Annotated in this window: 24 protein-coding genes and 1 pseudogene; 19 read left to right on the top strand and 6 right to left on the bottom strand. The window is 48.0% G+C overall.

From position 1 onward, the window contains the following. Nucleotides 1-27: 27 nt before the first annotated feature. Entirely contained in the window at nucleotides 28-1,173 is a 1,146-nt protein-coding gene (locus tag QGP82_RS31715; protein ID WP_499062019.1) for a hypothetical protein, read from the top strand. Nucleotides 1,174-1,190: 17 nt separating this feature from the next. Here QGP82_RS31715 and QGP82_RS31720 read toward each other — a convergent pair whose 3' ends face one another. Then, nucleotides 1,191-3,788, bottom strand: a complete 2,598-nt coding sequence (locus tag QGP82_RS31720) for a BRCT domain-containing protein (RefSeq protein ID WP_499062020.1) — start codon at nucleotides 3,786-3,788, stop codon at nucleotides 1,191-1,193. Nucleotides 3,789-4,041: 253 nt separating this feature from the next. Here QGP82_RS31720 and QGP82_RS31725 point away from each other — a divergent pair, with 253 nt between their 5' ends. After that, nucleotides 4,042-4,740, top strand: a complete 699-nt coding sequence (locus QGP82_RS31725) for a succinate dehydrogenase cytochrome b subunit (RefSeq protein WP_163669828.1) — start codon at nucleotides 4,042-4,044, stop codon at nucleotides 4,738-4,740. Nucleotides 4,741-4,934: 194 nt separating this feature from the next. Further along, the gene (locus QGP82_RS31730; RefSeq protein WP_163669830.1) at nucleotides 4,935-6,842 is read left to right on the top strand and encodes a fumarate reductase/succinate dehydrogenase flavoprotein subunit; all 1,908 of its coding nucleotides are present in this window, start codon (nucleotides 4,935-4,937) and stop codon (nucleotides 6,840-6,842) included. A 38-nt stretch (nucleotides 6,843-6,880) separates the two neighbouring features. Here QGP82_RS31730 and QGP82_RS31735 read toward each other — a convergent pair whose 3' ends face one another. Further along, a complete protein-coding gene (locus QGP82_RS31735) occupies nucleotides 6,881-7,549 on the bottom strand; it encodes a CIA30 family protein (protein ID WP_499062021.1) in 669 nt (222 codons plus the stop codon). A gap of 127 nt (nucleotides 7,550-7,676) precedes the next feature. Between QGP82_RS31735 and QGP82_RS31740 the strand changes: the two genes are divergently transcribed. Further along, the gene (locus QGP82_RS31740) at nucleotides 7,677-8,030 is read left to right on the top strand and encodes a hypothetical protein (protein WP_499062022.1); all 354 of its coding nucleotides are present in this window, start codon (nucleotides 7,677-7,679) and stop codon (nucleotides 8,028-8,030) included. 72 nt (nucleotides 8,031-8,102) lie between these two features. On the opposite strand, the gene QGP82_RS31745 is transcribed toward QGP82_RS31740, so the two are convergent. Next, complete coding sequence (locus QGP82_RS31745; RefSeq protein ID WP_163669835.1) at nucleotides 8,103-8,879, bottom strand: SDR family oxidoreductase; 777 nt, start codon at nucleotides 8,877-8,879, stop codon at nucleotides 8,103-8,105. Nucleotides 8,880-8,935: 56 nt separating this feature from the next. On the opposite strand from QGP82_RS31745, the pseudogene QGP82_RS31750 reads away from it, so the two are divergent. After that, nucleotides 8,936-9,202 (top strand): annotated as a pseudogene (locus QGP82_RS31750) (GNAT family N-acetyltransferase); the annotation flags it as partial. Between the two features lie 148 nt (nucleotides 9,203-9,350). Beyond that, on the top strand, nucleotides 9,351-10,160 hold the full coding sequence (locus QGP82_RS31755) for a glycine-rich domain-containing protein (RefSeq protein WP_499062023.1): 810 nt from the start codon (nucleotides 9,351-9,353) through the stop codon (nucleotides 10,158-10,160). A gap of 25 nt (nucleotides 10,161-10,185) precedes the next feature. Here the strand turns inward: QGP82_RS31755 and QGP82_RS31760 are convergent, their stop codons facing one another. Together QGP82_RS31760 and QGP82_RS31765 are read right to left on the bottom strand one after the other, a co-directional pair. Then, nucleotides 10,186-10,572 (bottom strand): DUF3465 domain-containing protein, encoded by a 387-nt coding sequence (locus tag QGP82_RS31760; protein ID WP_499062024.1) that lies wholly within the window; start codon nucleotides 10,570-10,572, stop codon nucleotides 10,186-10,188. A gap of 121 nt (nucleotides 10,573-10,693) precedes the next feature. Beyond that, a complete protein-coding gene (locus tag QGP82_RS31765; RefSeq protein ID WP_284681675.1) occupies nucleotides 10,694-10,819 on the bottom strand; it encodes a hypothetical protein in 126 nt (41 codons plus the stop codon). Between QGP82_RS31765 and QGP82_RS31770 the strand changes: the two genes are divergently transcribed. Further along, a complete protein-coding gene (locus QGP82_RS31770; RefSeq protein WP_163669841.1) occupies nucleotides 10,818-11,147 on the top strand; it encodes a YkvA family protein in 330 nt (109 codons plus the stop codon). The two genes, QGP82_RS31765 and QGP82_RS31770, sit on opposite strands and share 2 nt — an antisense overlap. A gap of 71 nt (nucleotides 11,148-11,218) precedes the next feature. Further along, complete coding sequence (locus QGP82_RS31775) at nucleotides 11,219-11,653, top strand: hypothetical protein (protein ID WP_163669843.1); 435 nt, start codon at nucleotides 11,219-11,221, stop codon at nucleotides 11,651-11,653. Nucleotides 11,654-11,785: 132 nt separating this feature from the next. Here QGP82_RS31775 and mnmG read toward each other — a convergent pair whose 3' ends face one another. Further along, complete coding sequence (mnmG, locus tag QGP82_RS31780; RefSeq protein ID WP_499062025.1) at nucleotides 11,786-13,696, bottom strand: tRNA uridine-5-carboxymethylaminomethyl(34) synthesis enzyme MnmG; 1,911 nt, start codon at nucleotides 13,694-13,696, stop codon at nucleotides 11,786-11,788. A 317-nt stretch (nucleotides 13,697-14,013) separates the two neighbouring features. On the opposite strand from mnmG, the gene QGP82_RS31785 reads away from it, so the two are divergent. From QGP82_RS31785 to QGP82_RS31835, 11 genes are all read left to right on the top strand, one after another. Continuing rightward, a complete protein-coding gene (locus tag QGP82_RS31785) occupies nucleotides 14,014-14,823 on the top strand; it encodes an HAD family hydrolase (protein WP_499062027.1) in 810 nt (269 codons plus the stop codon). Nucleotides 14,824-14,838: 15 nt separating this feature from the next. Further along, the gene (locus QGP82_RS31790; RefSeq protein ID WP_499062028.1) at nucleotides 14,839-16,083 is read left to right on the top strand and encodes a DNA double-strand break repair nuclease NurA; all 1,245 of its coding nucleotides are present in this window, start codon (nucleotides 14,839-14,841) and stop codon (nucleotides 16,081-16,083) included. A 271-nt stretch (nucleotides 16,084-16,354) separates the two neighbouring features. Next, nucleotides 16,355-17,275, top strand: a complete 921-nt coding sequence (locus QGP82_RS31795) for a WD40 repeat domain-containing protein (RefSeq protein ID WP_499062029.1) — start codon at nucleotides 16,355-16,357, stop codon at nucleotides 17,273-17,275. Nucleotides 17,276-17,359: 84 nt separating this feature from the next. Further along, the gene (locus tag QGP82_RS31800) at nucleotides 17,360-17,599 is read left to right on the top strand and encodes a NifU family protein (protein WP_006518566.1); all 240 of its coding nucleotides are present in this window, start codon (nucleotides 17,360-17,362) and stop codon (nucleotides 17,597-17,599) included. A gap of 85 nt (nucleotides 17,600-17,684) precedes the next feature. Next, on the top strand, nucleotides 17,685-18,971 hold the full coding sequence (gene serS / locus QGP82_RS31805) for a serine--tRNA ligase (protein ID WP_499062030.1): 1,287 nt from the start codon (nucleotides 17,685-17,687) through the stop codon (nucleotides 18,969-18,971). Between the two features lie 191 nt (nucleotides 18,972-19,162). Then, nucleotides 19,163-20,257, top strand: coding sequence for an RIP metalloprotease RseP (rseP, locus tag QGP82_RS31810; RefSeq protein WP_163669862.1), 1,095 nt, complete (start codon nucleotides 19,163-19,165; stop codon nucleotides 20,255-20,257). A 180-nt stretch (nucleotides 20,258-20,437) separates the two neighbouring features. Next, nucleotides 20,438-21,157, top strand: coding sequence for an endonuclease III (nth, locus tag QGP82_RS31815; protein WP_163669864.1), 720 nt, complete (start codon nucleotides 20,438-20,440; stop codon nucleotides 21,155-21,157). A gap of 121 nt (nucleotides 21,158-21,278) precedes the next feature. Next, on the top strand, nucleotides 21,279-21,404 hold the full coding sequence (locus QGP82_RS31820) for a hypothetical protein (RefSeq protein ID WP_284681676.1): 126 nt from the start codon (nucleotides 21,279-21,281) through the stop codon (nucleotides 21,402-21,404). A gap of 92 nt (nucleotides 21,405-21,496) precedes the next feature. Further along, a complete protein-coding gene (rpsN, locus tag QGP82_RS31825) occupies nucleotides 21,497-21,799 on the top strand; it encodes a 30S ribosomal protein S14 (protein WP_163669873.1) in 303 nt (100 codons plus the stop codon). A 322-nt stretch (nucleotides 21,800-22,121) separates the two neighbouring features. Then, nucleotides 22,122-23,396, top strand: coding sequence for a sensor histidine kinase (locus QGP82_RS31830; protein WP_499062031.1), 1,275 nt, complete (start codon nucleotides 22,122-22,124; stop codon nucleotides 23,394-23,396). A gap of 93 nt (nucleotides 23,397-23,489) precedes the next feature. Then, on the top strand, nucleotides 23,490-23,912 hold the full coding sequence (locus QGP82_RS31835) for a response regulator (RefSeq protein WP_163669877.1): 423 nt from the start codon (nucleotides 23,490-23,492) through the stop codon (nucleotides 23,910-23,912). Nucleotides 23,913-24,084: the final 172 nt, after the last annotated feature.

A 24,084-nucleotide genomic window follows, 5' to 3' on the forward strand; every position in this document is an offset into this window, starting at 1 on the left:
TTCCTTATAGTTTTTTGATGAATAGTCATGGTTGAGATACCCTGTGATTCCCCGCCAGCTTCAGAAAAACTGAATATTGACCTACTTAAAATTTGGCTGATCCGCTATCTGCCCAAGCTGGGATTAATCTCTTTGCAAGCACATAGCCATGTGAAGGCACGTCTTGCTGTTGCCGTGTCAGCAGAAGCCCGTCAAGAAACCCGTAGAAAAGTTTTGGGAAACCTAACAGCCCACTGCACAATGTCAGGGTTAAGGGCGCAACATCTGATGATGGATAGCCATATGCCATTGCAAATTCTTGAAGCTCAAAAAATCACTCATCAGATAGTGGCTATTTATCAATATTTAATGGAAGCTTATGTGAGAGATTTTGTATTTGCCCCGGTCTTGCACCATTTGCACACTATTGATAGTAAACAGGTAGTTGCACTTCAGATACTGCCCAAGTTTCATCAATTGATGCAAGGATTAGCGCCGTTACTCAAGGGGTTACAATCTCTGATTTCAACATCTACCAATCTTCGTGCCATTGGCTTTTTAAGTACACAGATTCATCTATCTCGACAACGGATCTTAAGTCGTTTAGATGTTTATGAGCGCATCTGGCTCTCTCCATATTTGCAACTGACTGAAGAATTGCTGTGTATGCCTTGGCAGCGCGTATGCATAGCAGCAGGTAACCATTCATCCAACAGCCCGGCAGCGGCACTTGTGACCAGAATGTTGCCCCTGACGGAACCTATTGCCAGTGCGGTTTATCATCGAGCATTACGCACTTTTCCAAATCATGTTAGTCGTCAGGGTTGCATCCAGTCAGATCCGGTGCAAACCTCCAGTGTTCGCGATCTGAGCATGTTTCAAACCTACATCTGGCTCTCTTTGCTGGAGGGCAATATATCGGTTATTAAAAATGAGCTTCTGCCTCTATGTCTTTTAGTCTTCCCATGTTCCAAAGTTAGCTGGCAATTTGTGCAGTATGGGATTCAGTGGCTTAGTGAAGAGATTTACTTGCACCTCACATCTCCAGAAACACTCATGTTTTCTAGCTACATTAAACCCATTCAACGACTGTTTAAGCAGGCTGACCCAGAGCAGATTGATCTGGTGAAAGTCAACAGCAAGTTAACGATAAAAACCATGGGGCATCAACTTCAGCCGGTAAGTCTTGGCTAAGTAGTATTGCTTTTACACTACTGATCAGCAGTATCAAACAGGGCTAGCAGCTGGGCTTCATTGAGTTGCGGGGTATTATACTTTTCAGCTTTTTTGAGTTTACTGCCAGGGTTTTTGCCAACAATAATGTAATCGGTTTTTCCACTGGGCATTTTATTAAGCCGTCCGCCCGCATCAGTAATTAGCTTGGTCACTTGCTCATAGGTAAGAGCCTTGAGTGTGCCTGTAATTACAAAGCTTTTGCCCGTTATCCCCTTGGCTGTTGTAGTGTCCTGAGATGGTTCTGTGGTGAGGCTGGCAGCTTGTGTCGATGGCTGTTCATTGGGCTGCGTGGGAGTTGGGGCTGTTGTTGCCGAAACGGGAGATGGAGAAGACGGGGGGACCGCAACGGCAGACGATGGTGCGGGAGTGGTTTGTTGTTTTTTGAGAGACGCAATTACAGTTTGGCTAATCTCTAGGGCTTCTTTCATAGCCACTTGCTCTTTAGCCGTTACTTTCAGCTGATCTGCCTGGGTTGTCATGGTTTGCTGAGCGGCTTGTAATTGTTGAGTCAGTTGAGCATTCATTGCTGTCAACTCCTCCACCTGGCGACTTAATTGGGGAGTATTCTGAGCTGTCTGTTGTGCCAGTTGCTGATGAGCTTGGGTTAGTTCTTCTAGCTGATTGCGTAGAGCTGTTTCACGATCATGGGAAAGCTGGGCATCTACTAGAGACTTCTGTGCCTGGGCTAATTCTGCTTCTAATACTGCAATCTGAGCCTGAGTTTGAGCTAATTGGGTCTGGCTGGTTGCCACGTCACGTTTTAACTGGTCACGTTCTTGCCCCAAGCTGGCTACCTTAGTTTGTTCACGCTGGGCGATCTGTTCTTGCTGCTGGATAGCCGTAGCCTGCTGTTCTCGTACCTGCTCTAGTTGCTGAGTCAGCTGAACAATCGTTGTCTCAGTCTGAGCAGACTCTGTTTGAGCAGCGGCTCTAACTTGCTCTAGTTGTTGGGTGAGTTGATCGATGGTCGATTGAGCATGGGTTGCTTCCATCTGAGACGTTGCCTGGGCTTGCTCTATCCGTTCTAACTGCTGGGTGAGGCGGTCGATGGTCGATTGAGCCTGGGTCGTTTCTGTGTGTGATGTTTCGCGCGCTTGCTCCAGTTGCTGGGTGAGTTCAGCAATGGTTGCTTGAGCTGCTTCGATTTGCGCCTGGGATGTTTCGCGTGTTTGTTCTAGTTGCTGCGTTAGCTGATTGATCGCTGTCTGAACTTGCTCATCTTCAGTTTGCACAGCCGCAAGGGACTGCTCTAGCTGTCGTTTATTTTGTTCTAGAGTTGTAACGGTGTGGGCTAGCTGACTGTTTTCAGTCTCTAAATTCTTAAGCTGTTGCTGCTGGGTTGATGTCTGAGCCTGGAATTGGGCTAGCTGTGAGGTTACCTGCTCTAGCTGTTGCGTCAGTTCAGTAATGGTTGTCTGAGCCTGAGTAACTTCTGTTTGAGATGTTGCTCTGGTGTGTTCTAGCTGTTCTAACTGCTGGGTGAGTTGGGTAATCGTTTCTTGGGACTGGGTTGTCTCTGCCTGAGCCGTTGCTTGGGTTTGTTTTAACTGCTGCGTGAGCTGGGTTATGGTTGTTTGAGCTTGGGTCGTTTCTGTCTGAGCGGTCTCGCTTGCCGCTTCTGCCTGTTGCAGTTGCTGGGTGAGCTGATGAATGGTTGCTGCCGCTTGTTGTTGCTCTGTCTGGGCGGTTGTTTGGGCTTGTTCTAACTGCTGAGTCAGCTGAGTGATGGTTGCTTGGGCCTGAGTCGCTTCTGTTTGGGCTTGGGCTTGGGCTTGTTCTAATTGCTGCGTGAGCTGGGTAACGGTTGCTTGGGCTTGGGTGGCTTCTGTCTGGGCGTCAGCCAGGGTTTGCTCTAGCTGCTGCTTATTTTGTTCTAAGGTCTTAACGGTTTGAGCTAGCTGACGTTTTTCAGTCTCTAAATCCTTCTGCTGCTGCTGCTGAGTTGAGGTTTGGGTCTGTAGTTGCCCCAGTTGGGTTTCCAAATCAGCTTGGCGAGTCTGAGTCTCTTGGCGTAGCTGGCGTAACTGCTGCTCTGATTGTTCTAGGCTATTCAGACGTTGCTGGGTGGCTTTTAATGAGCGTTCTAAGTTGCTAGCACGATCGCATTCCGTTTTATAAGTTTGCTCCAGCGTCTGTTTCTCTGAAGTCAAACCCGCTACTTGACCTTCTAGCTGAGTCGTTGTGCTTTCTAGCTGAGTCGCTTTGCCTTCTAATTGAGCTGTTTTGCCTTCTAGCTGAGCCACTTTAGCTTCAGCGGCAGTGGCCATTTTAGAGATGCGATCGCGTTCTGCCTTCAGCTCACTCACCTGTTGCTCCAGGCCCATAACCGCATCCTTAGCCAGGGCCATGGCCTCATTCAAGGTTTTATTTTGTGTCTGAGCCTGATTTACCTGTTGAGTTAGCTTGGTTTTTGTCCCCTCCAACTTAGACAGTTCGGTCGCTTGCTGGGCCTTCTGTTTGCCCAGGCGACTCGCCATCACTGCACCCACCAATGCCGCTGTGCCTACAGCAGTACCCACCAGTTCTGAAACCAGGGTGTAGTCCATCAGCTCTGAAACCAGGGTGTAGTCCATGGCTTGCATTTCCCAACTCAATTAACATATCAACTCAACAGACTTTCTATAGTAAACAGCTATGGCAGCGACTATGGCTCTTGGCAGAAATATTTTAGGCATTCGTCAGGGAATGGGTCGTTCGCTGGCCTAGGCAGGGGAAGGTGCAGTGGGCAGTGGGCCATGGCCACTTGCCTTCTATACTTTTCCTGCGATTCTTCCAAAGGCTTTTCGTAAACCAGACACAATAGAACTAATCGCAGCATTAGCAACTATGACTTCTACGTCCTCGGCTGGGTCAAACCGCCTGCTTACCCTTTACAAGTCATCCATTGGCAAAAAGCTCATCACTGGCCTTAGTGGTTTAGCCTTGGTCACCTTTGTCATCATTCATATGACGGGCAATTTCGTGTTGCTAGTTAGCGCCGATGGCTATAACCGTTATGGTCACCTGATCGAGCAATTGGGGCCATTGACATGGCTGATTGAGCTGGGGTTGTTAGGGTTTGTGCTGATTCACGTTGTGATGGGCATACAGATTTTTTGGGGGCGGTTGCGGGCACGACCTCAGGGATATGCCATCTATACATCTGCCGGAACGCCTAGTTACCAATCTATGAGTTCTCGCTCCATGATCATTACCGGGCTGGTTCTGGGCAGTTTTTTAGTCTGGCATCTGCTCACCTTTAAGTTTGGTGTGCGCTACACCGTACCAGGCTCAGATATCCGCGACTTATCGCGGCTGGTTATCGAAAAATTTCAGCAGCCTTTCTACTTGATTAGCTACATCGGCGTCATGGTAATGCTTGCCAGCCACCTACGCCACGGCATCTGGAGTGCGTTTCAATCCTTAGGTGCCTTAAATGCCACCCTACGCCCCATCATGTATGGGACAAGTTTTATATTAGCCATCGGCATCGCGTTGGGCTTTATTGTCTTACCCTTAGCCATATATTTGGGGCTCATCACCTAAAAAAATGTTGAATTTTGAGGTATGAATTTGGAATTATCAGCTCCACAAATTCCTGACCGCAACAGATTCTCAAAGCTCTAATTTTCTTGTGTTCTTAAACATTAAAGGCCAGCAACTCAAAACCAATAACCAAGACCCAATAACCAAGAAGACGCACCCCCCTTTACCTCAACCGACTCCTTATCGTTACACTTATGCCTTTAAATCCTCGCATTCCCCATGGTTCCTTAAAAGACAAGTGGAACAACTTTAAAGACCACTGCCAGCTGGTCAATCCCAACAACAAACGTAAGCATACGATTATCATTGTCGGCACGGGTTTGGCAGGAGCATCCGCAGCGGCGACACTAGCTGAGCTGGGTTACCACGTAAAAAGTTTCTGTATTCAAGACTCTCCTCGACGATCCCACAGTATTGCGGCCCAAGGTGGGATTAACGCCACTAAAAACTACCCCAATGATGGTGATAGTGTTTGGCGGTTGTTTTACGACACCATCAAGGGGGGAGACTATCGTTCCCGAGAGGCGAATGTGTATCGTCTTGCCCAGATTAGTAATCACATTATTGATCACTGTGTTGCCCAGGGCGTACCCTTTGCCCGAGAGTATGGTGGGTTATTAGCCAATCGGTCCTTTGGGGGGGCTCAAGTATCGCGCACATTCTATGCCCGTGGGCAAACGGGTCAACAGCTCTTGCTAGGGGCCTACAGTGCCATGATGAAAATGGCCCACCAGATTGAAATTTTCACCCGGCGTGAACTGTTGGATTTGGTTGTTATTGACGGCCATGCCAGGGGAATTATTACCCGCAATTTAATTACTGGTGAGTTAGAGCGGCACCAGGGTGATGCGGTACTCTTGTGTACCGGCGGCTATGGCAATGTGTTTTACCTATCTACCAATGGTCGCAACTCTAATGTGACAGCAGCATGGCGCTGTTATAAGCGTGGGGCTTATTTTGCCAACCCTTGCTATACCCAGATTCATCCCACCTGTATTCCGGTATCAGGAGACTATCAGTCAAAACTCACCCTGATGAGTGAGAGTTTGCGGAACGATGGCCGTGTTTGGGTGCCGATAAAACCAGGGGATAATCGTTCGCCCAATGAGATTCCTGAGGATGAGAGAGATTATTACCTGGAGAAACGCTACCCTAGCTTTGGCAATTTAGTGCCTCGGGATGTGGCCTCACGCAATGCTAAGCATATGACCGATGACGGTCGTGGTGTGGGGGCAACGGGGCTGTCAGTGTATCTAGATTTTCGGGATGCCATTGCGCGGGATGGTGAGGATGCGATCGCAAACCGCTATGGCAATCTTTTCCAGATGTATCAACGCATCACCGACGAGAACCCCTACCAACAACCCATGCGCATTTACCCAGCGGTGCACTATACCATGGGCGGTCTGTGGGTGGACTATCATCTGATGAGTACGGTACCTGGTTTATTTGTTCTGGGCGAAGCCAACTTTTCAGACCATGGAGCCAATCGTCTTGGGGCCAGTGCCCTGATGCAAGGATTGGCCGATGGCTACTTTGTAATTCCGTACACCCTGGGGGATTATCTGGCTCGTACCCCTTTACCAGCAGTAGAGACTACCGATGATGCCTTTGCTGAAGCTGAGGCCTCGGTGCAAACAAAAATCCAAAAGCTCCTCAGTATCCAGGGTGATAAAACTGTGATGCAGTTCCATCGAGAACTGGGGCAGCTGGTGTGGGACCATGTGGGCATGAGTCGAGATCGCAATAGTCTCAAAGCTGTAATTAGCCAAATCCAATCCCTACGAGCAGAATTCTGGCAAAATCTCCGGGTTCCTGGCAAAGCTAACACCCTCAACAAAAATCTAGAATATGCCGGTCGTCTAGCTGATTTTCTGGAACTGGGTGAACTTATGGCCCGTGATGCCCTCAATCGAGAAGAGTCCTGTGGCTGTCATTTCCGTGAAGAATATCAAACCAGTGATGGTGAAGCCAAACGAAATGATCAAGACTATGCTTATGTAGCAGCTTGGGCCTACAGTGGTGACGAACAACCCCCTGAGCTACATAAAGAGACACTGGCTTTTGATAACGTTGAACTGACGCAACGCAGTTATAAATAGGCTCGTTTAATTCTGGTTTCCCATCAGCGACAACTCTGCTAGTAAACCTTAATTGACTCTACCAATAGCTTAAACGGCCCTGCTTCAAAGTGGGGATTGAGCTGTCGATCATATTCAAATTTGCTCAACATCATTTGCAGCGAATAGATGCTGCCTCTATTAATTGGAGGCCGTTGCACTACCCTTGCCCGTTGTACTGCCTTCATGTCAGCAAACGGGATGCGCACAGTTACCCAGCCCCCATTAGCTGTATCAAAAGAATAGGCATAGGCAACAGTGTCCCAGCCCGCACCATCACGCAAAAAGAATTTATAGCGTTGCCCATCGCCCTTGACCCGTAGTTCAATGCCACTGTAGTTACTAAGATCTAGCGGTGGTTCAAAGTTGCGCGTGCGCACCGAGGCAAACCCCCCGGAGTTAGCGGTCGAAACATATCCGGTAAACGCTAAACCCTCAGGTTGTAGCTGGGTTCCACTCTGGCTGACGCCCCCCATGACCACATCGTCAAGAGCGCCCCATAGTTCACGCATTTGCTCTGTAGGCTGACGAAAGTCAAACACTACATTGGCTTGAAGTTGGGGCGGCGGCGGTGGTGGTGAACCAAAGAACATGTTTTGTAGTGAGCTAATGATGGGGATGGCCTCAAAGTAGTTGAGGGTGTCAAAAAAGCGCCCAAAATCCCACGATTGCCGGGTTTGCTCTGGCATGGCCTCAACCTCAGTTGACAGATACTTTTATTGTATATGTAGCTTCATGGGATTTGAGAGGGCAGATTCAGTGAACCGAGACCTGCTATACCTAGCTTAGGCATTGCTGATTCTCCTGAAAAAAGTCATGACTCATCAAAAAAATCCTTTTTCCCTAATACGCATCCCGCTGATACTCAGTGGATTGCTATATCTGGGTTTAGGTGTTGCTTTCTGCGTATTACCAAGGTTTGAAGCTGTCCTCAATGCAGCTGAATTACCTGCTGTATTTTTCTATGGCTTTGGATTATTTTCAATCTTGCTAGGCATTGCGGCCACTCTCTTTGCCTGTATTGTCCATAAACCGAACAAGGCAATTTACATCGTTGCCCTCGTCCTTACTGTTCTCTATATTCCATCGGCATACATTTTCTTTGGGATACCGATGCTTATATTCCTAATACGGAAAGATGTTCGAGATTACTATGGGATAAATATATAGGCTCGTTGGAAGTATGCAGAAATCAGCTTAAAGACATGGGTAATTGGCTTTGTATTTGCAACTTAAGTTCACCTATAAACCAGCTTGGGTTTGAGCAAATAGAGCCTTAAAGTCATTGTTGACTGGTGTTTGATTCGGTGACTCTGGTTTCGAAACTACATCAAAGGCCTTATTGCGGGCAGTGGTCTGTAGCAAGGCTTGAACCACGACCGCCGCAACATCAGCCCGAGGAATCGACGTTGTGATGCCTTCTGGTGGATTTTTTAGCAAGACATCATTTTTGCTGACAACGAGTTCTCGCTTGCCACCTGGCTGGTCCAGTAACCCACCGGCTCGAATAATTGTGTAGTCAATACCCGAGTCAATCAAATGTTGCTCGGCTTTACGCTTCCAGATCAAGATATTGCCATTACCGATCGTGTTGAGAAAATGATTCTCATCTGTTCCTCCCATGGAGCCAACTAGAACAATCTGTTGTATACCTGCCCTTTTGGCTGCCTCAATCTGATTGGTCTGACCCTGATAGTCAATTTGTTCAGGCATTTCTCCAGGGGCAAATGTAAACTCTGGACGTTGTCCAGGCTGAGGTGGGGCCTTCATCTGCGGTACTGCACTGGTGAGAATAACCAGGGAATCACAACCTTCCAAAGCTGGTACTAGATCATTTGGCTGAAGAATATTGCCAAAGAAGAAATTATCGGTTGAGTCAAAGAGGGCTTTAGCTTTTTGAGGAGAACGGGCAAAACCTCTGACACGAAACGATTCAGGTAATGTTTGTAGTTTTTTGACAACTAAGGAGCCGGTTTGCCCAGTTGCACCTGTGACTAGAACGTTAAGGGGATGGGACATGAAAGATAGATACCATGGGGCTGTGCAGTATTTAGTATAGGGATTTTTGAGAAGAGTTTTCAGGTCTACTTCATTCATTACAAAGTTCACCGAGTCTAATTTTTGGCACACGGCCTCAACTCTGGGGACGGGGATATGCAAAGGAAGCTACACTTTCTGTACTTCGCTACACATTTGATGTGCTTGGATTGAAAAAAGTAGAGGCAGATGTTGATGAACCTAACAAAGCTTCTATTCGAGTGCTTGAAGCGGTGGGGCTGTCCCAAACTCGGAGAGCAATCGTTAATGAGCGTCCATTGCTTTACTATGAAATTCAAACTTGAAGAAGAGAAACAGAAGAGAAACAAATGAATAACTGCTAGCGACCTGATAATCGTGCTGCCGTTTGCAAGGGGGCAAAGATATGGGGGTATCCCACGAGTATTCAAGCCAGTGCTAAGCTCAAGGTAGAGTTTCTCTGGGTTGAGTCCAATGGCAGACACTGAAGAGTTGGCTGGTGAAAGTGCCCAATCAATGAATGCTAAGCAGATAGAACTATATGAGCGCATTCAGGCGTTTTCATTAGATAAGCCAGATGCCCAGCTACCGTTTAGTAAACGGCTAGCCAGAGATAATGGCTGGACACTGCAATATGCCCAGCGAGCCATTGAAGAATATAAGAAATTTGCCTTTTTAGCATTAGCAGCAGGGCACCCAGTCACCCCTTCAGACCAGGTGGACCAAGTATGGCACCTACATTTGTCCTATACACACTCCTATTGGGAAGAATTCTGCTCTGGGGTTTTGCAAAAAACACTACACCACGATCCCACCCTGGGGGGAGACGATGAAAGCCAAAAGTTCGATAATTGGTATCGTCAAACTCTAGAGAGCTATGAACAACTTTTTGACGAACCACCACCAGTAGATTTTTGGCCAGCACCCGAAGAACGTTTTGGCCGTGACTTACATTTTTTACGAGTTAACACCCAACAGAATTGGATACTGCCAAAATTACAAGTTCAAAAAGCAGCAATCGCCAGTGTAGCAACGCTTTTAGCCTCGATATTCAGTAGTTATTATCTAAGCAGTGCTGAAGGCAATATTAATCCACTGGCGGTAGTTTTACTCACTGCTATGATTGTTGCTTCAGGGTTTGGCGCAACACGAATGATTATGGGACTCGTGGATTTTATCAAAGACCCCTCTCGCCCTCGACTTAAAGGAGATTGGAGCAACTACAGTGTTGGTAGCGGCTGTGGTGGTTGTAGCGGCTGTGGCAGCGGCTGCGGTGGTGGTTAACTAAAATATCGCTTGGAAGACCCGATTACTCGTATCGCACCCCATTGTGTTCTAGCCATCCATCTGCATGCCAATCTTTGGGATCATCATGGGTCCAGTGCAGCACACCTCCCCGCTCATTCCATTCATATTCACCCCGAAATCGCACCTCATCACCGACGCGTAACGCATCGATACGAGAAGCGACATCCCTATCAATATTGTGACTGACCAGCAGTGACTGCCCTGAGGCTAGTCGCAAAATAAACTTTTGATGACGAGAGCCTTCCAAATCATCTGGCAGTAGCTTTTCGACACGTCCTACCCCTTCTACAATCAGGTCAGAGTCACCATTGCGATAAGCTTCCATCAAAGCATCATCACCTTTAACATCAGTCCGTCGAAAGTCGTCTCTTGCAGCAGCATCAGCCATAGGTACAGACAAAGGAAACAATAAAGACACTTTTACCACTGGCACAAGCAGTATTAAAACAGACAAAGTGGTTACTATTAAAAACGTTGAAAACGCTTTTATAGCCTTGTTTATAGCCATCTCAGTGGGAAACCGTATACGGTAGTGTCGGTGTAATTTTACCCCATCCCATGGGGGCATTCACCACCTGCACCCATTCTCTCCGTTTGCGATGATGAATTTGTCGAACAAGAGAGATACGGCCCATGAAGACATCTGCACAGCAACCCATTATCGAAGGGATTCGCAACTGGTACCGCAACGCCATTCGCAACTCTAAATATCGTTGGCTTGTGGTTTTTGGGAGTCTTCTGTATCTTGTCAGTCCCTTGGATATCTTACCTGATGTTTTGCCGATTATTGGCTGGCTCGACGATGGCATTATCGCTACTCTTCTAGTTACCGAAGTGTCTCAACTCTTGTTCGAACAGGTAAACGCCTCTAAGAAAAAGAATCATCAAGAGGCTAATTATTCTCCTGATACCACTAGCACAACCGAGCAGGTGGTTGATGTAGAGGTGGTATCCGTTAGCTAGCTCAGTCTTTGAGTAAGTTTGTCGCGCTCATCACGTTTCATTATTCACTTTATTCAATAAGGCACAGAATCATGACCAATACCAACACCCAAGTAATCAACGAAAACTTCCAGTCCATCAAAGCAGAAGGCGGACGTCGTACTCAAAAGATTGGCGATATTCTTAAGTCCGCTTTCTCGGAGGCTATCAGTGAAGTAAAAGAAGGTGCCAGCACCGTTCACCCCCTTGCTAAAGATCTAGCCGATAACGCCGTTCAAGTAGTCAAAGAAAAAGGACAGGAAGCCTATGTAAATGCAAAACAAGCGGCACAGGAAACGGCTACTGATGAGAAAGACATTGTGACTCAGTTCAAGCTAAAACTACAGGCTATCGTGGAAGCGATTAAGGCCACACTATTAAGTAAGGTAAAGACGGCAGATGATGAGACTGCTGCTGAGACGGTGAAATTAATTGAACAGGATACTGAGGTGCAAACCGTGGTTACGGTGGGTTCCACAGCTGTTTAGTCTTGTTAGGTTTCTCTCCTTTTCCTAGAGTTTTGTTAGGTACGTAAACTAGACGCTAGTTTCCCTTAGGACTAGCGTTTTTTTTGTTTACTGTAGGGGCACCGTAGGCAATGCCCCTACAGGGATGGGCCTTTATGTTTTGGCTAATGCTTCTTTTTTGCGTTCCTTGATTTCTAAATGCACTAGGAGTGCATTGATATCTGCAGGATTAACACCACCGATCCGAGTGGCCTGACCTACGGTTAAGGGTTTAAAAGATGTTAGCTTCTCGCGAGCTTCCATCGATAACGTGTCAATGCTCATGTAGTTAATATCTTTCGGTAGCTTGCGGTTCTGTTGTTTGGCTACCTGCTCAATCTGACTTTGCTGACGCTGAATGTAGCCTGAATATTTAATGTCGATTTCAGCACCTTCTTTTTCGGCCCGTGTTAGGTCTAAATTACCTAAATCGTATTGCTCCAGATGGGTGTAATGGAACCGGGGGCGACGGAGGAGATCGGCAAGTGCGATCGCATCCTTAATTTTCTGCCCCGTATCCGCCACAATCTGCTTACCCACAGGCTCATGAGCCTTCACCCGTGTACTGTGCAGTCGCTTTTTTTCAGCTGCAATATTCTCCTGTTTGCGCAGATATAGTTCCCACCGTCGGTCATCCACCAAACCAATGTCACGCCCCAGAGGCGTTAACCGCTGATCCGCATTGTCTGAACGCAGGATCAACCGATATTCCGACCGTGATGTGAGCATCCGGTAGGGCTCTCGCAAATCCTTAGTACACAGGTCATCAATGAGCGTACCGATATAACTCCCCTCACGGGGGAAGATAATCATCTCGTCACCACGGCCATAGCGAACAGAATTAACACCAGCAACAAACCCTTGGGCCGCAGCCTCTTCATAGCCTGTTGTACCGTTGATTTGTCCCGCACAGAACAATCCCTCAATTTTTTTTGTCATCAGTGTGGGAAAACACTGGGTGGCAGGTAAATAGTCATACTCCACCGCATAGGCCGGGCGTAGCATGGTGCAGTTTTCCAACCCAGGTAGGCTGCGTAACATCGCCCGTTGAATACTTTCGGGCAACCCCGTAGAAAATCCCTGCACATAAATCTCAGGAATTGTACGACCTTCTGGCTCTAAAAAGATTTGGTGACTTTCTTTATCAGCAAAGCGAACAATCTTATCTTCAATGCTTGGACAGTAGCGAGGTCCCTTAGAATCTACCCAGCCACCATAGATAGGAGACATGTGGAGATTCTCCTGGATGATGCGATGCGTTGCTGCTGTCGTACGAGTTAGGTGACAATCCATCGGTTCACGCTCAACCCACACCTCTGGGTCAAAGCTAAACCAGCGTACATCCGTGTCGCTTGGCTGCTTCTCTAAAACATCAAAATTGATCGTGCGTCGGTCAACACGGGCTGGGGTCCCTGTCTTGAGGCGACCTGTTTCAAACCCTAACTGGTTTAGAGTGTCAGTTAGACCAACAGCTGCAAACTCCCCCGCTCGACCCGCCGCCATTGATTTGTTGCCCACCCAGATAACACCCCCTAAGAAAGTACCTGTGGTGAGAATCACCGCTTTACAGCGAAAGGCAACACCAAAGTAGGTTTGAACACCAATCACCTCATCGTTGTCACCCAGTACTAAATCTGTTGCCATCCCCTCACGTAGTACCAGATTCTCCTGGTTTTCTACGATGGTTTTCATGGTGGCGGCATATTCGCGCTTGTCGGTCTGTGCCCGCAGAGCCCACACTGCCGGACCACGGGAATTATTCAATACCCGCTTTTGTAGATAGGTGCGGTCGGCCATTTTGCCAATTTCTCCACCCAGGGCATCCACCTCATGGGTTAGCTGTGACTTTGCTGGCCCACCGATTGCTGGGTTACAAGGCTGCCAGGCAATTCTGTCCAGGTTGAGGGTAAGCAGCAGCGTCCGAGCCCCTAACCGTGCTGAAGCCAGCGCGGCTTCACAGCCCGCATGGCCTGCACCGATCACGACTACATCAAATTCATCTAAAAACTCTACCGAGCTGCTCATAGGCCTATCCATCCAGCGTTTCCCGTTGCTGATTTTTGCAAGATACCGATCTGGATTGAGTGCAATCCAGCAAAACTTGTCAGCTTCAACCCGATCGGGGGATCAGCAGCGTCAAGCGTTATTTATTCTAAACCCTCAATCCTGCTACAGTTAGGTTTCAGGATTGAGTTGATTAGAGTTAATCAATTGACAATTTTTACTAACCCCCTTTGGTATAGATTAATGTGGGGTTTGGAATCGGGTGCTTCTACGCCCTCGGGCCTTGAGTTTCTATTGACTCAAGGCCTCTGTTTAGTGCCCCCACAGGAAACTCAACCATGCAACCAGATGTTCTGGCATTTGATTTCGATGGAGTAATTTGCGACGGGTTGATCGAATATTTTCAGACGGCGTGGCGAGCTTATTGCAAACTGTTTAAACCAGACAGCTTAGAGCCCCCTAAAGGACTAGCTAAGCAGTTTTATCCGCTGCGTCCCGTGATTGAGACCGGCTGGGAAATGCCCATGCTGTTACGCGCTTTAGTCTCAGGTAAAACAGCTGAGGAAATTATTCCAGGCTGGCCAACCCTGGCGCTGCCGTTTTTAGAAGAAACCCAGCTTACCCAGGCTGAAGCTGCCAAAATTTTGGATGGTGAACGTGACCACTGGATTGCCACCGACTTAGACAACTGGCTAGCCCAGCATCGGTTCTATCCCAACATGTTAACCGTACTACAAGCCTCTCTGGAAAAACGCCCCACCTATATTGTCAGCACCAAAGAAGGCCGCTTTATCCAGCAGCTACTTAAACAAAGCGGTGTGGCCATGTCCGCTGAGAATATTCTGGGTAAAGAGGTTAAACGCCCCAAATATGAAACGCTGCGATTGCTGACAGCAAGCCATATGGCTCGGACGGAACCTGATCAGGAAGCTCAAGGCTATCATCCTGTTCCCCCTAGTATCTGGTTTATCGAAGACCGGATCAAGGCTCTCCAGTCCGTCAAGAAACAACCTGACCTAAACCACGTTGAACTGTTTCTGGCCGACTGGGGCTATAACTTAGGGCCTGAACGTCAAGCGGCTCAGGAAGACGATCGAATTCATCTGCTATCGTTAGATTCGGTAGTACAAAGGTTCGATATCGTTTAGGCGGCTGGCAGCACCATGCTGGATCTATCAAAAATTGCACAGCAGATGCAGGGGATCAGTAATCACCTGGCCAAGGAGGCTGAGGCAGCGAAGACAAGGATTGCGATCGCAACCCAACTTCTCCACCAGGCCCAATTACAGCAACCCCATTTAATCCAGCAACTCCAAACCCATGGTCCGCAAATTGGTTTTGCCGCCGCCGCACCGGTTGAACCACTAGATACCCGAGTCAACATCAAACCTGCCCCCGAAGCCCACACTGTCCTTGCCACCGACGGTTCACAGATCAACCCCAGCCACCACGAAATTGCCTATTGCTATTTGCTTAACATCGGTCGTATTGTGCTGCACTACGGCCAAAGTCGCTTCCCAATGCTTGATAGCCAGCCAGAAGTGATTTATCGTCCCGAGGACCTTTACACATCGCGACAGTGGGGCATTCGCACAGAAGAGTGGATGGGCTATCGCCGGACGGTATCAGAATCCGTGGTATTGGCAGAGTTAGGTCTGGATGTGCATGGAGGGCAAGGAGAGCCGAGGCAGCCGGAGACGCAAGCAACCTTAGAAGCCAGGCAATCCTCACCCCATGCATACATCCCCACCCTGGCCATGACCGATGGGTCATTAATTTATTGGTTTCTCGATCAACTGCCCGCACCCGCCAGGGATCAAATTCTTGAGCCCATCCTGGTGGCCTGGGATACCCTCCGTGCAGCCCAGGTCCCCCTGGTGGGATATCTCAGCGCCTCACGGAGCAGCGAAGCCCTTAACTTTCTACGCCTGCAGAGCTGTCCCTATGGGCAACCAGATTGTCAAAAGCACTGCGAAGGGCAAACCGACGGTGCCCCCTGTCAGGTATTTTCACCACTGCGAGACGTCACCTTGTGGGCCACGCTGCTAGAACCGGGACAGCGCGGCCCCTTATTCAAAAGCTCGGCAGATATTCTGCAACTTTATGGTGACCATCAAGTGTATTTTTGCCACGTCCATGTGGGCGCTGAAATTGCCCGTGTCGAGTTTCCTGAATGGGTGGTCAAGGACAATCAGCTATTTGAGAGCGCCCTGAGTCTGACCCTCACCCAAGTGCAGAAAGGCTTTGGCTACCCAGTTTCCCTGGCAGAAGCCCATAACCAGGCGGTGGTGCGGGGGGGCGATCGCAACCGATTTTTTGCCCTACTTGAGCAGCAAATGATTCGCGCTGGTTTGCAAAATGTTGGCACCTCCTATAAAGAAGCTCGCAAACGCGGCAGCATTGCCTGATCGACACCAGAGTGCGACTGCGCTCACCCCTGAAGATTTGGGTTCAGCTGCGCCCAGCCATTGGACGTCTCTGTATCATCCGGAAAAAATTGCATGACAGCATTAAAATTTCCGCTCAAGCTATCGGGAATTCTCCCTAGAGGAATCGTTATTAATAGTACGTTGTTGCAAACGGACACTCCCAGAGTCTTTGGTCTGTCAAACAACCCATAACAAATGTGATAATAACTACTCAGTACCTCTGATGCATGTAGTCACTAGAGCTGCGGCTGTGAACTCGTCTCCCCAACCCCCGAGTCGCCATCTCTGGCAATGTACTCAAACGATTAACGCCCACAATAGCTGGATTCGTTCCATTGCCATTGATAGCCAAGCAAGATACATCGTCAGCGGTAGCGGTGACCGCTCCGTAAAACTGTGGCATTTCAACAGTGGGCAGCTACATCAAACCCTGCAAGGTCATCAGGGATGGGTTAGAGCCTTAGCCATTAGTCCGGATGATTCATTGATTGCCAGCGGTGGCAATGAAAACAAGGTGTGTTTGTGGCAACTGGAGCAGGGCCAACAATTAGCCATCCTCAAAGGCCACACCGATAGCATCCGCACCGTGACGTTTAGTCCTGATGGACAGTGGATATATACGGGTAGCCAAGATAAAACGGTGCGGCGCTGGTCAGCGGTCGATGGTACGTTACAAGGCATTCTAATTACCCATCAGCACTGGATTCGTACCCTGGTGCTGAGCCCCGATGGTTGCACCCTGGTCACCAGCACTCAAGATCGGGAGATTAATATCTGCGATGCTAAAACTGGTCGCATTATTCATCGTTTACAACGGCATAAAGACGACATCGTATCCCTTGCCATCAGCCCCGATGGTGAGTTACTAGTTAGCGGCGGAGCTGACAATAAAGTCATGTTTTGGCGACTGGGGGACGGTCGGTTTCTAGCCGAACTTGATGCCCACAGCCAAGGGGTGAATAGCGTTACTTTTAGTGGCGATGGCAAACTTTTGGCGACCGCCAGTCGAGATCGCACCATCCGCATTTGGAATATGACCACCCGCAAATTGCTCGATATCCTTGAAGGCCACGAAAGCGGCGTCTGGTCAGCCGTATTTGCCCCCGATGGCCGCACCCTGATCAGCGGAGACTGGGCCGGTCAACTTCGATGCTGGCAGTTATCTAAGTAGGGGATTGAAGAACTTAAGACCAAGCTTTTCTACTCAAAAGCTAGTATTAAAATAGCTGTTTCACTCTTTTTAAGAACCGACTCTATGGAAACCCTAGCGCTCACCAACGACAACGTAGAAAAAGTACTTGACGAGCTCCGCCCTTACCTCATGGCTGACGGCGGCAACGTTGAGCTAGTTGACATCGATGGCCCTGTAGTTAAACTACGCCTCCAAGGTGCTTGTGGCTCTTGCCCTAGCTCTGCCATGACCCTACGCATGGGTATCGAGCGTCGCCTACGCGAATTTATCCCTGAAATTGCTGAGATCGAACAAGTAGCTTAGAGCATCAAAGTCCCTCTCCCTTGGGGAGAGGGATTTAGGGTGAGGGATGTTATCCTGATTTACTGGGAAAACTCGGTGAACCACAGTGCTTGATCTAAAGCTGATTCGACAAAATCCTGACCAAGTGGCAGCGGCCTTAGCCAAACGCAGCGGCGACTATGCAAACTCTCTATCTGAACTCCAGGCATTAGATAGTGAGCAGCGAGGCTTGGAGGGAGTGCGATCTCAACTCCAGGCTCGCAGCAATGAAATCGGCAAAGCCGTTGGTATGAAGATCAAGGGCGGTGCCGACCCTAAAGGTGACGAGGTCAAGGCATTACGCGGCGAAGGCAACCAGGTCAAAAAAGAGCTTGCCGAGCTAGAGCCTCAGGAAAAGGAACTCAAGGCCAAGATTCAAGATATATTGCTAACCTTACCTAATTTGCCCAACGACACAACGCCAGAGGGTAAGGATGAAGAGGAGAATGTGGAAGTTCGTCGCTGGGGCGATGACCTGATTCCCCAGGGCGATGAGTTGCTTGCGCACTATGAGCTAGGTGAAAAGCTCGGCATCATGAACTTTGAGCGTTCAGTCAAAATTGCCCAGAGTCGATTTGTGACCTTGATCGGTGCTGGTGCAGCTCTAGAGCGAGCCTTGATTCAGTTTATGCTCAACCGCCATACCAAGTCAGGCTACACCGAAATTTTGCCCCCCATCTTGGTCAACTCGGCCTCATTGACTGGCTCAGGGCAACTACCTAAGTTTGCTGAAGATAGCTTTAAATGTGCAGATGATGATCTTTGGCTCACACCAACAGCTGAGGTTCCCCTCACAAATTTGCACCGCAGTGAAATTCTCACAGAAGATCAGCTGCCCATTAACTACTGTGCCTATACCCCATGCTTTCGTCGAGAAGCAGGCAGCTATGGTCGCGATACCCGTGGTTTAATCCGCCTCCACCAATTTAATAAGGTGGAAATGTTTAAGTTTGTGCACCCAGACACCTCGTTTGATGAACTCGAAGCCTTGACGAAGGATGCTGAAGACATTTTGCAACAGCTGAAGCTACCTTATCGAGTACTCGCCCTTTGTACCGGTGACATCGGCTTTTCGGCCACCAAAACCTACGACTTAGAAGTATGGCTACCCTCAGCCAATCGCTACCGAGAAATCTCCAGCTGCTCCAACTGCGTTGATTTCCAGGCTCGCCGTGCTGACATTCGCTTTAAAACCCCAGGACAGAAAGGTACTCAGTTTGTCCACACACTCAATGGTTCAGGGCTAGCTATTGGCCGTACCATGGCCGCTATCCTTGAAAACTACCAACAGCCTAATGGAAGCGTGAAAGTGCCTGAGGTCCTTCAACCCTACATGGATCGCGAGTTTCTTTGAAGCATTTAACCCACAGCTATTTAAAGGGAACGGTAGAATGGGAATCATAACAAACGTTTTTCGTTAATTGACTCGCTTGCTTGTCTTATTGACGTTGTCTGTCAATGCTTTTGTGGGTTTTCTGATGCCCAAGAGTAAACCTACGTTCTGAACCAATCAAGCGACTTTTACTGACCTACTTACTGTCTTCTATGTCCGTTCTGGCCGTTATTTCTGTCATTGCCCTATTAATTTTCGTCCATGAGCTGGGCCACTTCCTAGCTGCTCGACTACAGGGCATTCACGTTAACCGGTTTTCCATCGGTTTTGGCCCCATCCTGTGGAAGTTTCAAGGCTCTCGAACAGAATACGCGCTGCGGGCACTTCCCCTCGGTGGGTTTGTGGGTTTTCCCATGGATGAGGATTCGGACACCAGTTTTGCCCCTGACGATCCGAACCTGCTGCAAAATCGTCCGGTGATGGATCGGGCCATTGTGATGAGCGCAGGCGTGATTGCTAACCTTCTGTTTGCTTACCTTGTCTTTGTCATCCAGTTCACCAGCGTTGGCGTCCCTCAAGACTTTATACCTGAGCCAGGTGTCCTGATTCCTCAGGTCATGTCCAATACATCCCCAGCCGCCCAAGCTGGCATCAAAGCGGGAGATATTATCCTCTCCGTTGAGAATCAACCCCTTAACCAAGGCGAAGAAAACGTACAGGTGTTGATTGATGCTATCCAAACTAGCCCTAATAAACCCGTTGATTTGCTCATCCAGCGGGGGAAACAGGAACTCAATCTAACGGTGACCCCTGACATGTCCCCCGAAGGGACGCCCATTATCGGTGTTCAGCTATATCCCAACGGTAGATTTAGCTATGAGCGTTCTGCTAATCCAATTGAGGTGCTTACGTTCGCCGCTGATGAATTTCAAAATGTATTTGTCCGTACAGCCGAGGGCTTCTTTGAATTAGCAACCAACTTTTCTGAAACATCCGACCAGGTATCCAGCCCTGTACGTATTGTTGAACAGGGTAGCACCATGGCCGATGCCAATATTATCAGCCTGTTTCCTTTTACGGCCCTGATTAGCGTCAACCTAGCCATCATTAATATTCTGCCCTTACCCGCCCTAGACGGTGGTCAGCTGGCTTTTCTGCTGGTAGAAGCTCTACTGGGAAAACCGTTACCAAGACGAATTCAAGAGAGCGTCATGCAAACGGGCCTGCTGCTGTTTCTTTGCTTAGGCAGCATGTTGATTGTTCGGGATATATCCCGCCTAGAAATTTTTCAGAATGTTTTTCAGTAGGTAATCCTCAGCCCCCAGCTCCTTCTCCTCCATGAAAAGGGGTACAAAAGGAGCGCTGGTTTTGCTCAGGTGAAAGCATCTAAACGCCATCAAAACCCCTCTCCCTAGAGAGAGGGGTTTGGGGTGAGGACAAATCCTTCAAAGCCACCTTCTAAGACATTGTCAGCCTCCTAAATCACCGTGACCGCTGCCCAGACCAAACGCCCTCGCCTCACTAAAAAACGACGAGCCTTATTCATCCTCGAGCAGCTCAAAGAGCTTTATCCCGAAGCTCCTTGCTCCCTCGATTACGACAATCCACTACAGCTACTAATCGCTACGATGCTGTCGGCTCAGTGTACTGATGCACGGGTCAATATTGTCACACCCCATCTATTTGAGCGCTTTCCAACGGTCACAGACTACGCAGAAGCAGACGTCAGCGAGATTGAGTCGTACATTAAATCAACCGGCTTCTATCGTAATAAGGCCAAAAATATCCGCGCCGCCTGTGAAAAGATTATTACCAATTTTGGTGGTGACGTGCCCCAATCAATGGAAGCCCTCACCAGTCTTCCGGGAGTAGCCCGCAAAACAGCCAATGTGGTCCTAGCTCATGCTTTTGGAATCAATGCTGGAGTCACCGTAGACACCCACGTAAAACGCATTACCAATCGTCTTGGCCTGACTAAACACGACACTCCCATCAAAATTGAGCAAGATCTGATGAAGCTTTTGCCTCAACCAGACTGGGAAAACTGGTCTATTCGGCTGGTGTACCATGGCCGTGCTGTTTGTGATGCTCGCAATCCAGCCTGTGAGCGATGTCAATTGATTGAATGGTGCACCTCTGGCCCTAAACTAATTAAGGCTAGAGCTGTGGCTGCAAGCACCAAGAACTCTAAAAAGAAGAAATCCTAGCCCGATAACGTCCATATATTTTTCCTGAATAGATGGGAAATTTAATGCATGAAGACAACGATATTCAGGGTATGTACCTGACAGCTCAACGAGTTCACCCCCCCAAACCCTTGTAAAACCTATGAATAGTTTAGGTTGGTTCATACTCGGACTTGTTGGTATTGGCATTCTTATTGGAGCCGCTGGCATTCTTAATTGGCTGATTAAATTTGATATTGAAGACGATTTCGATCAACGAGAACGTTAATTTATTAACGTTAGCTTTGCCAAAGCAGAGGTTCTCCTTTATTATGGGAAGCTGTGGTAAATATCGGTAACACCTAGGAAATTATCAGCCCAATGGCTAAAAAAGGCATGATTGCGCGCCAGCGTAAGCGCGAAAAGGCAGTTGCAAAGTATGCAGCTAAGCGTCAGGAGCTTTTGGATACATTTAGGTCCGCTGGCTCTCAAGCAGAAAAGTTAGAAATTCATCGAAAAATTCAGCAGCTGCCTCGCGATAGTTCCCCTACGCGTTTGCATAATCGCTGCTGGTTGACGGGTCGTCCTCACGGCTATTATCGTGACTTCGGTCTTTGCCGCAATGCTCTTAGAGATATGGCTCACCAGGGCTTACTACCTGGCGTAGTGAAGTCTAGCTGGTAGTTTTTAGTTTTGCCCAGGCTTTATCCCTGGCTAAGCTAACGAAGTAAATCCAGTTTAGTCAGCAAGCATCAGAAAGTTTTGGCTTTTAACCGGAGGGGTGTCATTATTACCTCTCCGGTTCTATTATTTATTTGTAGATGTCATGTAGATGTAAGACTTTAAGATAGCTAGTTTATCGCCTCCCAGTTCTTACCTGCATAGGAAAGTTTGCTCCAACCCCCAGGGGCACCCAGCCTATTCCAGTAGCGCTAAGCTCAACGGTCATTTTGCCCCCAGCGACCAGGTCACTGAATTATTAAGCTTTTTCATTCTCTGGTAGCCATTGCAATATAACCAGCAAACTGAGCCTCTAATTAGCAGAGCCTTTCAGTCGTTACTAAACCATCGCCGAGTTACCTGTCTGCTTGTCAATCGGCAAAACTATTTACTACATGTCTGTGGCGATCCCCTTGGGCTGCTGAAAACTCAGTCTGATGCCCAGACTGACCGTAGTGATTGTCAAGACATCCTGAAATGTTTGCCAATTTCATTGCGGCAGCCGGTCAGCATAGCTCTCCAGCAAGCACACATCAATGCTGGCCATATCCAACGAGCTAGCGGCCAGATCAGCACAGTCGATAATGAACAGCCCTATAGGGTGACCATAGAAGCTCACTTACACCTTGCCAGTGAGTCAACGGAAGAGTTTTTAACACTTTTGGTTGAACGAGAGACCTATGACTCTTCATTAGAGAAGCTTGGCCAATGCGCCAGTACTGATTTATCAGTGCACAATTTAACCCAATCCCATAACCCTAAAAACGAAACGACAGAACTGCTCGCAATTAATAAACGTCTGCGAGCAGAAGTATTGGAACGACAACAAACAGAGCAAAAGTTAGCCCAGAAAGCTGAAGCATTAATCCGATCTAATGCGGATCTAGAGGAGTTTGCCTATGTCGTTTCCCATGATTTGCAGGAGCCTCTGCGAGCCATGACAGCTTTCTCCCAGCTGTTGGCACAGCGTTATAAAGACAGCCTAGATGCATCAGCCCAACGATATATCACCCATATCGTTGACGGTGGCACTCGCATGAAAGCCATGATAGATGGCATTTTAGAGCTCTCTCGCATTAACAGTAAACAATTAAATAACAACCCCACCAACCTAGAACAGGCCCTTGCCACGGCACTCGAAAACCTTAAGCTTATACGTTTGGAAAATCAAGTAACTATTACTCATGGGGACTTACCCACCCTTGATGTGGATACAAATCATGTTGTACAGCTACTGCAAAACTTAATCAGTAACGCCATTAAATTTCGAGGACCGGAACCGCCCCATATTCATATTAATGCTGAGCAGCAGGCCACTAAGTGGTTTTTTAGCGTACAAGACAATGGCATTGGTATTCCCCAAGACCAACAAAAACGTATTTTTAAGCTATTTCAGCGATTGCATAACCAACAAGAGCAAAAGGGTTATGGGATTGGCCTAGCTATCTGCAAAAAAATTGTCGAGCACTATCAAGGTAATATTTGGCTCAAATCGTCTCCAGGAGAAGGCTCAATATTTTATTTCACTCTAGTCCCAAATCAATATCAACATGAAGCTTAAAGTTTGCTTATGAGGAAACCCTCAAGTCCACTGTCCTGGTTAGAATCATAGCCTTCGGGTGCACAATGGGTGTTAGCATGCCTGACCACTAAGATGGACGTAACTATTCTTCTTGTAGAAGATTCCCCTACTGATGCAGCTATCTTATCAGCTGCTTTTGATGATGTCGGCTGCCAATGGTCTATTCAACTGGCTCAAACTGGAGACGAAGCTTTAACCCTACTAAAGCAATTCGATAACAGTCACGCTCATCCTCAACTGATTTTGCTGGATCTCAATTTACCTGGTAAAACAGGTCACGAAGTTCTAGGAGAAATTAAGGGGAACTCAGCTTGGCAAGCTATTCCCACCATTGTCTTGTCAAGTTCTGCCACTCGTGACGATATCGATAAAAGCTATCAGCTCCATGCTAATGCGTACATTACTAAACCCACAAACTTTAGGGAATATCAGTTGATTGCTCAGAAAATCCTGGGTTTTTGGCTTGAAACTGCCCAATTGCCCACCAGTCTGTAACTTAAAATACTAATTCAGCAATTTTTGACCCAATATCTAGAGTAGAGTTAGCTCGATATATGTTTTTCGATGCTCTAGCAATTCCGTAGCACCTGTGCTCTCTGTATAGGCAGTCATATCGTAAGAATAGGTATTTTTGCGATATACAAGTTATAACGACTTTTCTTACTAT

The organism is Leptothoe sp. LEGE 181152, from assembly GCF_032906605.1.
Lineage (GTDB): Bacteria > Cyanobacteriota > Cyanobacteriia > Phormidesmidales > Phormidesmidaceae > Leptothoe > Leptothoe turfae.

What these genes read in the sequence shown, in the direction of transcription:
- QGP82_RS31835 (WP_163669877.1), top strand. Translation starts at nt 23,490, where the DNA reads ATGGACGTAACTATTCTTCTTGTAGAAGATTCCCCTACTGATGCAGCT.
- QGP82_RS31765 (WP_284681675.1), bottom strand. Translation starts at nt 10,819, where the DNA reads ATGGGCCGTATCTCTCTTGTTCGACAAATTCATCATCGCAAACGGAGA.
- QGP82_RS31725 (WP_163669828.1), top strand. Translation starts at nt 4,042, where the DNA reads ATGACTTCTACGTCCTCGGCTGGGTCAAACCGCCTGCTTACCCTTTAC.
- QGP82_RS31745 (WP_163669835.1), bottom strand. Translation starts at nt 8,879, where the DNA reads ATGTCCCATCCCCTTAACGTTCTAGTCACAGGTGCAACTGGGCAAACC.
- QGP82_RS31740 (WP_499062022.1), top strand. Translation starts at nt 7,677, where the DNA reads ATGACTCATCAAAAAAATCCTTTTTCCCTAATACGCATCCCGCTGATA.
- QGP82_RS31730 (WP_163669830.1), top strand. Translation starts at nt 4,935, where the DNA reads ATGCCTTTAAATCCTCGCATTCCCCATGGTTCCTTAAAAGACAAGTGG.
- QGP82_RS31775 (WP_163669843.1), top strand. Translation starts at nt 11,219, where the DNA reads ATGACCAATACCAACACCCAAGTAATCAACGAAAACTTCCAGTCCATC.
- rpsN (WP_163669873.1), top strand. Translation starts at nt 21,497, where the DNA reads ATGGCTAAAAAAGGCATGATTGCGCGCCAGCGTAAGCGCGAAAAGGCA.
- QGP82_RS31735 (WP_499062021.1), bottom strand. Translation starts at nt 7,549, where the DNA reads ATGCCAGAGCAAACCCGGCAATCGTGGGATTTTGGGCGCTTTTTTGAC.
- QGP82_RS31715 (WP_499062019.1), top strand. Translation starts at nt 28, where the DNA reads ATGGTTGAGATACCCTGTGATTCCCCGCCAGCTTCAGAAAAACTGAAT.
- QGP82_RS31785 (WP_499062027.1), top strand. Translation starts at nt 14,014, where the DNA reads ATGCAACCAGATGTTCTGGCATTTGATTTCGATGGAGTAATTTGCGAC.
- QGP82_RS31800 (WP_006518566.1), top strand. Translation starts at nt 17,360, where the DNA reads ATGGAAACCCTAGCGCTCACCAACGACAACGTAGAAAAAGTACTTGAC.
- rseP (WP_163669862.1), top strand. Translation starts at nt 19,163, where the DNA reads ATGTCCGTTCTGGCCGTTATTTCTGTCATTGCCCTATTAATTTTCGTC.
- QGP82_RS31720 (WP_499062020.1), bottom strand. Translation starts at nt 3,788, where the DNA reads ATGGACTACACCCTGGTTTCAGAGCTGATGGACTACACCCTGGTTTCA.
- QGP82_RS31770 (WP_163669841.1), top strand. Translation starts at nt 10,818, where the DNA reads ATGAAGACATCTGCACAGCAACCCATTATCGAAGGGATTCGCAACTGG.
- QGP82_RS31755 (WP_499062023.1), top strand. Translation starts at nt 9,351, where the DNA reads ATGGCAGACACTGAAGAGTTGGCTGGTGAAAGTGCCCAATCAATGAAT.
- QGP82_RS31790 (WP_499062028.1), top strand. Translation starts at nt 14,839, where the DNA reads ATGCTGGATCTATCAAAAATTGCACAGCAGATGCAGGGGATCAGTAAT.
- QGP82_RS31760 (WP_499062024.1), bottom strand. Translation starts at nt 10,572, where the DNA reads ATGGCTGATGCTGCTGCAAGAGACGACTTTCGACGGACTGATGTTAAA.
- QGP82_RS31820 (WP_284681676.1), top strand. Translation starts at nt 21,279, where the DNA reads ATGAATAGTTTAGGTTGGTTCATACTCGGACTTGTTGGTATTGGCATT.
- mnmG (WP_499062025.1), bottom strand. Translation starts at nt 13,696, where the DNA reads ATGAGCAGCTCGGTAGAGTTTTTAGATGAATTTGATGTAGTCGTGATC.